Genomic DNA, 13,445 nt, shown 5'->3' on the forward strand with positions numbered 1-13,445 from the left:
TTGCTAAAACGTTTTTATGTTAAACGATTGTAAACAATCAAATGCAAAAGGTCAACAGGAAAAACGTTTTTTCTGTTAATCAGAGAAAAAATATGGCTTGAATCTAAGAGTTTTTGGGTTAAATCCCCATTTCGAAGTTTGTGATGCTGCCTCTTCTGGTGGATTCTCTCAGCACAGGCATAACAGGAACGACCACCTGAGTGGGCATTGTAATAGTGCCTTTGATTTGTTTGAAAAGCAGCCTCACTGCTTCTTCGTGAAGATTGTGCTGAGATCTTGTGAAAGTGCTTAGAGGAGGGTCTATGTAGGGAGAAACGGAAGAATCACCAGTTCCTATAACAGTTATATCTTCCGGGATTTTCAGCCCTTTTTTCTTAACAGCGAGATATGAGCCTACTGCAAGCGAATCGGTGATTGTGTAGAGCCCGTCGATTTTCCCGCCGGAATCAAGAAAGTTTTTCATCGCTTCGTATCCATGTTTTTCGGTGAAGCCTTCCGCCACTAATTCTATCGGCTTATTTCCGCTCAATCTCTCTGCATCTTCCCTGAACCCTTCAATACGTGCTATTGTGGTTTGGGTGAGAATCTTTGAATAAAGTATTACAGGATCTTTGCTGCCGGAGGAATAAAGGATGTCCGCTGCCTGCCGGCCTGTCATATGCGCAACTGTCTTAACTGAGGAGTAGTGCGGGATGTCACGTCCTATAAATACTACGGGAGAGCTGATTACGTTTTCGGAGAGAAATTCATCATCAGTAGGTATAGTGTTTGCGATTAAGGCGGCATTGAATCTTGTTCCGTCCAGAAGCCCCGGAAGCTTCTTGAGCTCGCCTGCCTCAAACATATCTACTGTAACGTTGAAGTTTATATCCTTGTATTCGTCTTCATTGCCCACTTTCTGGAGAGTAGTTATAACTGAGCTTATAAGCGGCAAAGGAGCCTGAAAAGATGTTAGAACAGCTATTGTGATAGGATATTTGCTGGAGCTGTAAGATCGAAGCATCCTCGCAGAGATATTCGGGAGGTAGCCAATTTCGCGGGCAGCCTCTTTAACCCTCTTCACAGTGTCCGGCGATATCCTTCGTTCCTCGTGCCTGTTGTTAAGCACTGAGGAAATCGTTGATATCGAGACCCCGAGCTCCTTGGAAAGCTGCCTTATTGTTACCTGTTTGTTTTTAGTCATAATTATGCTTTTAAGGCTGTACTGAGTTTTTCTGCCGAAAACGGCGAAACCTCTCCGCTGAAAAACATTCGGCTTTATTCTGCATTATACAGATATATTGAAAAAGGTGTTACTAAAAAATAAAAAAAACGTTTTTTTAGGTTGATTGGCTTCGGCGATTAGCTGATCTTTTTCTTGACAGGAAAAACGTTTTTGTGTAAGATTATTTAAATTTTGACCAGGGTTTGGTGAAAATCAAACTTGCAGCGACGAGTTGAGCATCTTGCTGATAATATCTAAAATATTTTTAATCTTTTTTTTGAAAGGCTTGTTATGGTTAAGAAATTTTGTTTTACTTTCAGTTTCATCTTGCTGTTTGCCGGTATATCAGGTGCTTCGCTGAAGCATCACTGGCCGCTTGATGAAACCACTCTGGATTACGACGGGACATGGATTGGTGCTAAAGAGCTTATTACCGGCATCGAGGGGAAAATGTTTGGCTATGCAAGCGAGAGTGATGTAACTCAGAGCGGAATTAAGCTGCTCGGCAATCCAGGCCCTCAAGGAGGAAGCGATTACGCCTACGATTTGGAAACCGACGGCGGAATCGGGGGAGTTGCTACTCAGGTTTACGGCGCACTGCCTGCCACAAGCGATTTTACTGCTGTTATCTGGTTTAAGACATCTCTGCCCCACGCCTCACAGGGGCATATCTTCAGCAACAACAGCGGCCAGGCCGGAAGGTGCAATCTTTTCATTCACAACAGTATGCTTGGTTTGTGGGCAGACGGATTCTCCAGCACGCTTTCAAGCGAAGAGGCCGTGGACGACGGCAACTGGCACGAGGCAACTTTCTCAAGAAAAGGTTCAACCTTTTATCTCTTCCTCGACGGCACCCTTCAGGATACCGGCGATTTCCCGGGCGTGAGCATTGATCAGAGCACATTCTGGATGATGGGGCGTCAGCGAAGCTGGGGCGGCGATTACGAAGGAATGGTATCTGACGTGAAGGTTTACGATACAAACTATACGCAGGTTTCAACCGGTGCTTGGAATCCAGCTCCTGCCGCTGAACAGATTGAAGTGGGTACTCCCAATAATGGCGGACTGGATGTACAGCTGAGCTGGCAAACAGCCAGAGACCCTGAAAACCCGGATGCTGTGAACCCCGATGTAAACGTGCATTATCTGTATCTCAGCGACAATCAGAACACCTCCTCAGACCCGAATCTTTATCTGTTTGACACGATACCGGTTACAGGCGATAAAGACACTCTTCAGACTAAAACATTGAGCCTCGATTACGACGGCCATTATTACTGGAAGGTTGAGGAAGGGCTTGATGACGGCGCAGGCGGGACATATCCTGCCGGCAGCGAAAACAACATTGATGGGTTGAAGTGGAGATTTGAAACGCTCGCCTCTGTTCCTCTTTTAACAGATCCTTCAGATCAAATGGTTGACCCGGGAGAAACAGCAGCATTCTCAGTTGAGATCGATTCGCTCGGCCCAGTAAACCAGTGGAACTGGTATAAACAGGGCGATCCGGATACGCTGGTTGACGATTCTGATTCTGATATCACAATCACAAACACTCAAACCTCCAGCACGCTCGAAATAGCAGACGCAGACGAAGCTGACGGCGGCTTCTACTACTTTGAGGCAGTAAACGACGGAGGCCAGTCAGAGCCCACAACAGCTGCAGAACTCAGGGTTAAAGCACTTATAGGGCACTGGAAATTAGACGGCACAGCGGCTGATTCCAGCGGCAACGGCAACAACGGTACTGTTCAAGCTGTAGAAGGCGGAAGTAATCCGCAATGGGTAGATGGCTTCGACGGACAGGCTTTTTATCCTGACGAGCAATATTATGTGCAGATTCCGCACGATTCGATATTCAATGTGCTCGACAGCCTCACTGTTTCGGTATGGGTTAAGGGCGGCATTATGAATCCGAACTGCCCGTTTGTTGCAAAGCACGAATTCATTTCCGGATGGATGCTCAATCGTACCGGTTCAGCAGGCAATGCCCGCTTTATTGCAAGGGATGCTGCGAACTACCACCGCTACGGGCCTTTTGCTATCGGCTCAACTGACCTTCAGGATGAGCAGTGGCATCAGGTAGTTGGCGTGCTTGATTCGGCGAACGGTCATTACAGAATTTATGTTGACGGTGTGCTTGAAGATACCCAGCCATACGACCATACGCAGATGGTATTCAACGATGCGCCAATACTGATCGGCGCTTCACAGTTTAATGATGCAATAAACGGTTTTGCTCTGAATGCAGCACTGGATGATGTTAAAATCTATAACTATGCCAAAGATCCTGTTGAAGTTGCACAAGACTATACATCGATGGCAGGCGGAGAAATATGCGTTGAAAGGCCTGCATTAGATATCTCAGGCGAGGCGGGCGAGCCCGACTGCGTTGTGGATATGTGGGACCTCCTCGAGCTTTCTGAAAACTGGCTCGACTGCGCATTAGTACCGGAATGCTATTTGTACTAAGATGTTAGATTAACAAAACTAAACAATTATAGAGGTTTGATATTATGAATAAAACGGTTTTAACATTAATAATATTTGCATGCGGGATTTTTGCAGGTGCTTCGCAGGCGGAATTAACGGCTTGGTGGCCTTTGGATGAACAGGCCGGCCCCGCCTATGAAATCGCCTCCGATTACCCAAACGGTTCAATTATTGGTTCGCCGGTTTTCAGGGCAGAGCAAGGCCCAACAGGCACCAACGACTGGGCATACAGCTTTGAAGGGACAGCAAGCGGAGTTCAAACCGGAATCGCTGAGCTTGTGCCTGCTCAGGGGGATTTCACGATAACCGCTTGGATTAAAACAAGCGATCCCCACACTTCGCAGGCGCAGTTAGTAAGCAATAATATATGGCCAAATCCGGGACGCTGCGCATTGGGTTTGCAAAGCGGCAATTCAACTTTCTGGGCTGAAGGCTTCACCTCAGGTGTGATAACCTCCACTACTAACGTAAGCGACGGGCAGTGGCACGAAGTGAGCGTTTCACGTATAGGCAGTATGTTTTATATGCTTGTTGACAGAGTGGTAGAGGATACTTACGAAAACGCATCAGTAAGCATAGACCAGACAACAAACTGGCGAATTGCCCAGAGACCAGACGGCACATCTTTATTTAACGGGCTTATTGCTGATGTGAAGGTTTATGACACCGGCTACGATGAAATTTATTACCCCGCTTCTAATCCTTCACCTTCAGTAGGTGCGGAAAACGTTGACTTAAACGCTTCTCTTGAATGGAAGGAAGGCGTTGATCCATCTGATATTTCTCAGCCCAACCCGGATGTGAAGAAGTATTACCTGCTGGGCAATTTCTCAGACCCTTCAAGCTCTGAGCTCCAGCATATTGCCACTCTCGATCTCGGCGATACCACCTACGGCGATCAGGCAGGAGAAGAGCTCAATCTCCAGCTCGATGAAACGTATTACTGGAGGGTTGATGAGGCAGTGGAGCAGAGCCCCGGCGTTCTTTATCCTGCCGGAGATCCGAACAATATTGTGGGCGGAACTTGGACTTTCACCGCGCAGTCTTCTGTGCCTGTAATAACTCAGCAGCCGGAAGACGTGCTTCTTGATGCCGAAGGCGATGACGGCGTGTTTGAAGCGGCTGCAGAAAGTGAGTCTCCAATGAGCTATGCTTGGTATAAATCCGATGACTTCGCAAACGATACCTTCGCTGATGATGTTCAGGTAGGCGGGAATTCAGCAGTACTCACTGTATCATCAGCTCAGATTGATGATGAAGGCTTCTACTACTGCGAACTGAACAACAGCAGCGGAACTCCGGTTTATACGTCGCCTGCAAGGCTTGCTGTTAAACGTCAGCTTGCCTACTGGACAATGGACGAGGAAGACTTCGACAGCACTTACTACCTCGATATGAGCACTGAAGACCCTGTAATGCACAATGCAGACCCCAACGGAACGCCCGCTTTTGTAAGCACAGGTATTCAGGGCGATGCGGTGAGCGTGGATTCAGTGAACAGCTATGCAGATGCCGGGACATTCGATCCATCCCGCTATTCCGATCAGATCACAATCAGTGCTTGGGTTCGCGCAGAAGGAACAATCTGGACAGGCGGCGGAAACGGAATCGTTACAAAAGCAGATGAATCTGGGCGGCGCTGGATGCTTATGATACGTTCTGGAGACGGCGGACACGCAGGTACAGGCTGGATTCGATTCTCCACCTACAACGGCGGCGATATATGGGTAGGCCCAGATGCTGCGCCGAAAGATGAGTGGACTCATATCGCAGCAGTTGTTGATGGAAGCGGCACAGGCAAAGTTTATCTAAACGGCATTCTTGCCGGCCAAGACAGCGGCTGGAACTGGGGTACAGCAGAATCTGCTAAGATATGGATCGGCAAACACTTTGCCGACACCTTCCCAGGTGATATTGATGATGTAAAGATTTACAACTACGCACTCTCCGAGCTCGATATTGCTCTTGAATATACCGGCATCACAGGCGAAAGCATCTGCCTTGAATCTCAAAGGCCTTCTTCGCAGTTTGATGTGAACGGAGACTGTATCGTGAATTTTGAAGATTTCACAGAATACGCAGCGCAGTGGCTTGATTGCGGTCTTGTACCGAGCTGTTTGGATTGATATAATCTAATGTTTCCTGCCGGCGGTAAGATTTTAGCTCCCTTGCCGCCGGTTTTTGTTGATACGAACTTAAGGAACAATATGAAAAGATATTTTTTTCTTCTCACAGCATTTCTCTTTATCAGCTCTCCTATGTTTTCAGCGCAGCTCCTCCGCCACTGGAGCCTCGATGAAGCCTCGCTCAATTACGACGGGGGAAAATGGAGCGGAACTGAAGAAGATATAAGCAAAACAGCAGGAAGGCTCTTCGGTTTTGCAGAATTCAGCGATATAGGTCAGTCCGGAGCGGGTTTGATAGGCAATAAAGGAGCACCGGGAAGCAATGATCTGGCATATGATTTCCAAACCGATCCTTCAATCGGCGGAGTGGCAACGCAGGTTTACGGCGCACTGCCCGAGACGGGCGATTTTACGCTTGAAGTTTGGATCAAAACTTCATCCCCGCACACCTCTCAAGGACATATCTTCAGCAACAGCAGTAATCAGCCCGGCAGGGCATCTCTTTATATTCAAAACGGCAAGGCCTCTTTCTGGGCAGACGGCTTCAGCTCAGCCCTGAGCTCTGTAAGCAATGTTGACGACGGCCAATGGCACAAAGTTTCCGCTGCGAGAAGCGGCGAGAATTTCTACCTCAAAATAGACGAAAGATTGGAGGCGTGGTCTGAAGAAAAGGGAATCATCTTCGATCAAAACACCTTCTGGATGATTGGCAGGCAGCGGTCTTGGGCAGGAAATTATGAAGGTATGGTTTCTGATGTGAAGGTGTACGACGAGGCGCTTTTTGGAAGCCCTCAGCAGATTGAATACTCCACTCCTGAAAACGGTTTTCAGTTTGCAGACCCTTCAGCAGCAGCTCTGAGCTGGGAGGCTCCCAAAGGAGTTGATGTGATGGAATACAGAGTGTATTTCAGCGAGGATTTTCAAGCTGTTTCGGATTTATCAAGCGATGAGGCTTTAGCAGACACTATCCCCGCAGGGCAGGAGAGAACATACAGCCCTGAAGGCCTTGAATTCAACACTACTTATTACTGGCGCATTGATGCAGAGACTTCAGGCGGCGAAGCGGTGCAGGGGCGCATAAGCAGCTTCCGCACAGAGCCGCTCGATATCCCCGGGCAGGTGATTGCTCATTCGCCTAAATCAAGCGGTATATATATCGGCTCCCCGGCAATTGCAATCCTTCCCAGCGGCGAGTATGTTGTGAAGTTTTGCGAATTCGGCCCGGGTTCTACATTCGATACAAGCCTTATATACATCTCAAGCGATAAAGGAAAAAATTGGAAGCTCGTAAACAGATACAAAGGGATGTTCTGGTCTAACCTTTTCCTGCATAATTCGGAGCTGTATCAAATGGGAGCAAGCAAAAGATATGGGCAATGCGTTATCAGAAAATCTTCCGACGGCGGCCGCACTTGGACAACGCCGCAGGATGAAAACAGCGGGATAATTCTGCCCGATTCCCAGTACCATACAGCCGCAGTGCCGATGGTTGTGAGCAACGGCAGAATCTGGCGGGCAATGGAAGACGGGCAGAACGGAACAAAATGGGGTGAGCGTTTCAGGGCGTTTGTTATGAGCGCACCCTTAGATTCGAATCTGCTCAAGGCCTCAAGCTGGACAGCCACAAACAGAATCGCCTACAACGAAAACTGGCTCGGCGGCGAATTCGGCGGATTTCTCGAAGGCAATGCCGTGCTCACGCCGGACGGGCAGGTCGTGAATATCCTGAGGGTGGATTATCGAGACGTTCCCGAGAAGGCGGCGATTATCCGTGTATCAGAAGACGGAGAGACTGCCTCATTCGATCCCGAAAATGATTTTATCACCTTCCCGGGCGGGTGCAAAAAATTCACAATCCGCCGAGACCCTGTTACAAACCGCTGCTGGACACTTTCCAACGCGGTGCTTCCGCAGCATGAGGGCGGGAACGTGGAGCGTACACGAAATGCTCAGGTGCTTATGTCTTCAGAGAATCTGCGTGAATGGACAGAGCACAAGGTTGTTTTGTATCACGAAGATGTGAGCAATCACGGATTCCAGTATCTCGACTGGCGATTTGAAGGCGATGATATCGTGGCCGCTTCCAGAACTGCCTATGACGACGGCCTCGGCGGCGCGGACAACCAGCACAACTCGAATTTTATTACGTTCCACAGATTCGAAGATTTCCGCGGGCCTCACCGGCCGTACATAAAATCTCAGCCGGAAGATTCCCTTCAAACCCCGGCAGGCAGAGATATTTCTTTCGAGATTACTGTAAACAACGGCGCCGATTCTTTTACGTGGTATAAGAAAAACTCTAACGGCAGTGATTTAAAAATCTCAGCCGGCGGGCGATTTTCTTTAGAATCAGGCTCCGGCAGCTCCCAGCTTACAATAGAATCAATCTCGAATGAAGATGAAGGCGAGTATTACTGCGTTGCGGAAAACTCCGCAGGACAGGTTCGCTCTGAACCGGCCAAACTCACCATCGACAAACAAGCCTGCACCGCTGCAAGTTTGATGAAACTGAATCTTCAGCGGCAGAGTGGATTCTGGAGCGGCGTAATTGATTCGGCTTATCAAAGCTTTGCCCATTTCTCCGGCTTTTCAGAAAATGACGAGCTCACGCACTCTGGCTTAATAGTTTTAGGCAGAACAAGGTAGCTTTAACACTTTTTATGAACAAAATTGGAAATATGAAGGCTTAAAAATGAAACAGTCAAACAAAAAATCAGACGCAAATTTCGACCGCAGAAGCTTTTTGTATGCCGCCGCAGGGACGGCAGTTTTAGGTTCTTTCAAATCGAAGGCAGGCTCAGACTATTCGGGCATCAGCATCAGCAAAAGCCTCAAGCCCAAAGAAATGCCGAACATCATCATTATGATGACAGACCAGCAGCGTTTTGATGCGCTGGGCTGCATGGGCGACAAGGCCGCCCACACGCCGAATATAGACAGGCTTGCTGAGGAGGGCACGCTGTTTGAACGCTGCTATGTGAGCAATCCGATATGCACGCCAAGCAGGGCGAGTATGCTAACGGGCAAAACAGTACCCGGGCACGGGCTCTACCGCCTGTACGACAATCTGCCCGAGGATGAGATTATGTTCCCTGAATACCTTCGCAGAGCCGGCTACAAAACAGCGATGTTCGGCAAGATGCACACCTCAGGCAGGCTCAAGGAGGCCAAAGAAAGACACCCCAACGACGGCTTCGAGATCTACAAATGGTGTATTGAACCGTATATCCATCAGGACAGCCCGCTGAATGCATACACCAAATGGCTCAGAGAGAAAGACCCCGCTTTCGCAGAGAAGCTCAGGAAAAAGGGCAGGAGCATAAGCCGCATCCCCCGTGAGCTGCATATGACAAAATGGGCAGCGGATAATACGATCGACCTGATAAACGATTACAAAGAGGGAAATCCGTTTTTCGGGATAATGAGCGTGTTTGATCCGCACAACCCCTATGAAGGATATCCGCCGGAAATGGCAGAGCTTATCGACGAGGATAAAATAGAAGATCCGATCCTCAAAAAAAGCTCAGATGAGCCCAGCCCAATAGCCTATGAACGAAACAGATCACATCTTGGCAGTATTGATAATTTCAGCCTTGAAGAGCTGCGCGAAATGAAAAAGAACTACCTTGCAACGATCGCTTTCTTTGATGAGCAGGTTGGCAGGGTGCTGGATGCCCTCGATGAGAAGGGCATAGCCGACAACACGCTTGTTGTGGTAACATCAGACGGCGGAGATATGCTCGGAGACCACCAGCTCCTTGCCAAAGGCGCTTTCCTCTACGAACAGAGCATTCGCGTTCCGCTGATAATGCGCTGGCCGAGTAAGATGCCCTCGGGCAAGCGGGTAAGAGAGCTCACTCAGCTCCAAGACCTCGCCTGCACCTCGCTTAGCGCAGCAGGAATAATGAACGAGAAGATTCAGAGCACTATGCCCGAATCGCTCAATCTGGCAGCTCTCGCCAACGGCAATGCGGAGAGGTGGCGTGATTTTGCCGTTTCAACTTTCCGCAACACGGGGATTATGGTTGACGGGCAGTATCCAGACCCGCCCATTCATATAACGATGATAAGGGAAACCAGATACAAGCTTATTGCATACCTCAACCCGCGCGGGAGCGAAGAGCCCTTTGAAGGCCAGATCTTTGATATGCACAAAGACCCCCACGAACTAAACAACCTCTGGGACAGTCCTGAGCATATCGAGATAAAGCTCAGGCTGATCTCTAAGCTTGCAGGCTGGGAAACAAGGCAGGAGCTTATGCTCGGCTCGCCGATCGGCGGGGATGTGCCCGGGGCTAAGGAGAGGCTCGATAACCGCCTGGAAAAATAGAGACTAATAGTGTTAGTTCAAAAAAAGAGAACACTTAGCAGTAAAATTTTTATGAGGCTTATGAGATGGAAGAGAATAAAACATTAAAAAACAGAACTGAGTTAAATCGTCGCACTTTTCTCAGGTCTGCTGTTGGAGCAGCATTTGCAGGTGCAGGAATAAGCGGGCTCTCCAGCTATGCTCAAGCAGCTTCGAAGAGTTATTTTGGAAACAATCAGGGCAGCCTGCCTAATATAGTTTTTATTATGGCTGATGATCTGGGCTTCGGCGAACTTGGCTGTTATGGTCAGGAAAAGATTAAAACGCCTAACATTGACAGGCTTGCATCTGAAGGAATGCGTTTCACTCAGGCTTATGCAGGTTCAAGTGTATGTGCACCTTCACGCTCCAGCCTTTTAACGGGATTCCATAACGGTCATAACCGCATCAGGGACAATCTCCCGCATGGCGTATTTCTACGTCCGGATGATGTTACCGCAGCAGAAGTATTGCAGCGGGCTGGATATTATACCGGATGCATCGGTAAATGGGGAGTGGGCAATCCCGGTTCATGGGGCGTGCCAGAGCGTCAGGGATTTGATTATTTTTACGGACATAAGAATCAGGACCAGGCGCACTTTTACTACCCAGACTACCTTTGGGAGAATGATAAGGTTAAGCTGCTTCAAGAAATGGAAATTGTTAATGAAGTAGGGAAAATGGTCGGCAACAGAGGCGGAGAGAATAGATTCTACACCCACGACCTTTTCACCAAAAAAGCTCTTCAGTTTATTGACAAGAATCATAAAAGTCCGTTTTTCCTTTATCTTCCTTATACTATTCCCCATTTTTCAGATTATCCCGCCGGAACCCCCGAACATTTCATCGTGCCCGATGATAAGCCGTATAGCGAAAAAGACTGGACGCAAATCCAGAAAAATTATGCGGCAATGATTACGCGAATGGATGGAGACGTTGGCAAGATAATTGGCAAGCTCAAAAAGTATGGTCTTGAGTCTAACACGTTAGTAATATTTACCAGCGATAACGGCCCATACGGTGGCGCACCAACGGACTTTTTTAACAGTGCTGGTCCTTTCCGAGGTAAAAAAAGAGATCTCTATGAGGGCGGTATTCGAGTACCTTTTATAGCAAAGTGGCCGGGCGTGATAAAACCGGGTACTAAGAGCGAACACATAATAGCATTTTGGGATGTGCTGCCTACTTTAGCTGAAACAGCAGGATTAAAGCCGCCGAAGAATATAGACGGGATTTCCTTTTTGCCTGTTTTGAAGGGGAAGGAGCAAAAAGAACATGATTATCTGTTTTGGGATTACGGCCATGTACGAAAAACCTATAAAGCCGCGTTGCGAACTGGGGAATGGAAAGGGGTTTTTCAGACCGGCAGGCCGCCGGAATTGTATAACCTCAAAAAAGATAAGGGTGAAAATAATAATATAGCAAAACATCATCCTGAGATTGTTCAAAAAATCAGAGCTTTGATTGATAAAGCCCGCAAGGGCACTGAAAATTATCCAAACAGGGAATTTTAGCCTGCGAGGCAGACTGAAAAAGAAAGTTGGTCAAATTAAAAAGGCATTCTGAAGTTGTGAACTTGTTTCAGAATGCCTTTGCTTTTTAGCAGTTTCGCTTTTTAAGATTTGATCTCGGAGGGAGTGCAGTAATCGTAGCACTCAAACGGGATATCCATCTGTTCTGCGAGGGCTTTGAGATCAGCTAAATAATCCCCGAACACCACCATTGGATGGTTGCTGTTTAGGTTCTGCTCTATTTTCGAGCAAAGCCTTAAATACCACTGCGGCCAGTCTCTGTTGCATCTTTCCGTACGCTCAAGCCACTGCTCTTCAGTAGGCACATCGGTAACGCCTCTTCCTGCGCAGAGATACATCTTGTTGTTCCGGTAGCTGAATCTTGCCCAAGTTGCAACGCCCGGCTTCTTCACAGCCGCTGAGCATGTTCCTCCGCCTGCCTTGAAATACATCGGCGTCTGGCGCTCGCTCCAAGCCCCTTCCAGAGATTCGTGGCTCCCGTGTGCGAAATAGGGGGCTAATGCGCCTGAATTTACAAACCAGTACAGCCCTTCCTTGCTGTCCCAGTAGCGAAGGTCGTTGAAGCCCACAGGCTCCCCGCCGGAGAGCAGCTTGAGCACCTGCATTGTAACAGCGGCTCCGTCGTCTGCCTCTGTGGCTGAAACGAAGGTGTTTCCGTCGCTGTCGGGGCGGAGTTTGTTGTTGAGGATTCCGAGCGTAAGGTCGGTTGCGGGGTAGTGCTGTATCCAGTCGAGCTGGTCCTGCACTCCGATAAAATCAAGCCCGAATTCTTCCTTCAGCTCCAGAAGGGCGTAATAAACTTTCATCTGGAATATCACCATATCCTTCGTGAGAACCTTCTCCGGATCGCTTCCCAGCTTGAATTCCATCCCTTTGTCCATAAGAAACTGCATTGCCTTTTCGGCTTTGGCGTCATCGATTTTCTCCGCCATTTTGGCAAGCCGGAGGCCGTCGAAACCGAGCCGGGCAATCCCGAAATACTGCAGGAAATCAGCATCAGAGATCTTGTTCCACATCTCCATCGAACGCGGCCCGACTGCTCCGTAGATCATACCTGAAAGCTGCTCTCTCACGAGCTTCGCCTTTTCCCTGCTTTCCTGTGATACGGGGATTTCAACGCTCTTTTGCTCGGGGTAGTCGTATCTGCCAGTTTCAAGGAATGTACTAACTGCCTCGGAGTACGCATCGTGCTGCTCAAAATCCTCAACGAAGCATCTGCTTGTTTCCATCCCCACCTGCGAGCAGCCGGCAGCCGCTGCCATAAGCCCAACTGCCCCGGGGAAATCCGGTATAAGGCTTCCCAGCAGAAGCTTCTTGCAGTTTTCAGGTGTCTGCCAGAGCGGGGATACCACGAAGTCAGGATATGTCCAGCCGGCGAAAAAAACTATAAGCCTCTCTGCGCTGGATTTCTCGATGGTTTGCATGCCTTCGTAAACGCTCGAAGCGAAGCCTTCCGGATTGAGAACATTCGGCTCCCAGCCGGCATCCCTGATTACCTCGCAAAGGTGGCTGATCTGTTTCTCAGCTACAGGCCATACGGTTTGATTGCAGATTGGGCGTGCATCCAAAGGCAGGTAAATATCCACGGTTTTGCTCATATTGTTTTTCCTTTCAGTTAATTCTTCCAGCTTAAGCACCAAAAGAAAGCTTTTGATTATAAAGCTGCTTTTATGTGAACATATTTACGCTTTCAACAAATTATATTAGATTTCCACACTCCGGTGAATGCCAATTTACTTCAAAAA

General features: G+C 48.4%; 7 protein-coding genes. 5 read left to right on the top strand and 2 right to left on the bottom strand.

Features of this window, described 5'->3' with window-relative positions; all coding sequences use genetic code 11:
* Positions 1-118: 118 nt before the first annotated feature.
* Positions 119-1,183: a LacI family DNA-binding transcriptional regulator gene (locus tag STSP1_RS07535; protein WP_085755771.1), complete on the bottom strand. Its 1,065-nt coding sequence runs from the start codon at positions 1,181-1,183 to the stop codon at positions 119-121.
* A 312-nt stretch (positions 1,184-1,495) separates the two neighbouring features.
* Here STSP1_RS07535 and STSP1_RS07540 point away from each other — a divergent pair, with 312 nt between their 5' ends.
* The 5 genes from STSP1_RS07540 to STSP1_RS07560 all read left to right on the top strand — a co-directional run bounded on the left by STSP1_RS07540 (position 1,496) and on the right by STSP1_RS07560 (position 11,682).
* Positions 1,496-3,673 carry a LamG-like jellyroll fold domain-containing protein gene (locus tag STSP1_RS07540; protein ID WP_085755772.1) on the top strand — a complete coding sequence of 726 codons (2,178 nt, stop codon included), beginning with the start codon at positions 1,496-1,498 and terminating at the stop codon, positions 3,671-3,673.
* Between the two features lie 44 nt (positions 3,674-3,717).
* A complete protein-coding gene (locus STSP1_RS07545; protein ID WP_085755773.1) occupies positions 3,718-5,820 on the top strand; it encodes a LamG-like jellyroll fold domain-containing protein in 2,103 nt (700 codons plus the stop codon).
* Between the two features lie 81 nt (positions 5,821-5,901).
* The gene (locus tag STSP1_RS07550) at positions 5,902-8,466 is read left to right on the top strand and encodes a LamG-like jellyroll fold domain-containing protein (protein ID WP_161491670.1); all 2,565 of its coding nucleotides are present in this window, start codon (positions 5,902-5,904) and stop codon (positions 8,464-8,466) included.
* Positions 8,467-8,512: 46 nt separating this feature from the next.
* Positions 8,513-10,150 carry a sulfatase family protein gene (locus STSP1_RS07555; RefSeq protein ID WP_085755775.1) on the top strand — a complete coding sequence of 546 codons (1,638 nt, stop codon included), beginning with the start codon at positions 8,513-8,515 and terminating at the stop codon, positions 10,148-10,150.
* 65 nt (positions 10,151-10,215) lie between these two features.
* The gene (locus tag STSP1_RS07560; protein WP_085755776.1) at positions 10,216-11,682 is read left to right on the top strand and encodes an arylsulfatase; all 1,467 of its coding nucleotides are present in this window, start codon (positions 10,216-10,218) and stop codon (positions 11,680-11,682) included.
* A gap of 101 nt (positions 11,683-11,783) precedes the next feature.
* On the opposite strand, the gene STSP1_RS07565 is transcribed toward STSP1_RS07560, so the two are convergent.
* The gene (locus STSP1_RS07565; protein WP_085756681.1) at positions 11,784-13,298 is read right to left on the bottom strand and encodes an L-fucose/L-arabinose isomerase family protein; all 1,515 of its coding nucleotides are present in this window, start codon (positions 13,296-13,298) and stop codon (positions 11,784-11,786) included.
* Positions 13,299-13,445 lie beyond the last annotated feature (147 nt).

The organism is Sedimentisphaera salicampi (assembly GCF_002117005.1).
Taxonomy (GTDB): Bacteria; Planctomycetota; Phycisphaerae; order Sedimentisphaerales; family Sedimentisphaeraceae; genus Sedimentisphaera; species Sedimentisphaera salicampi.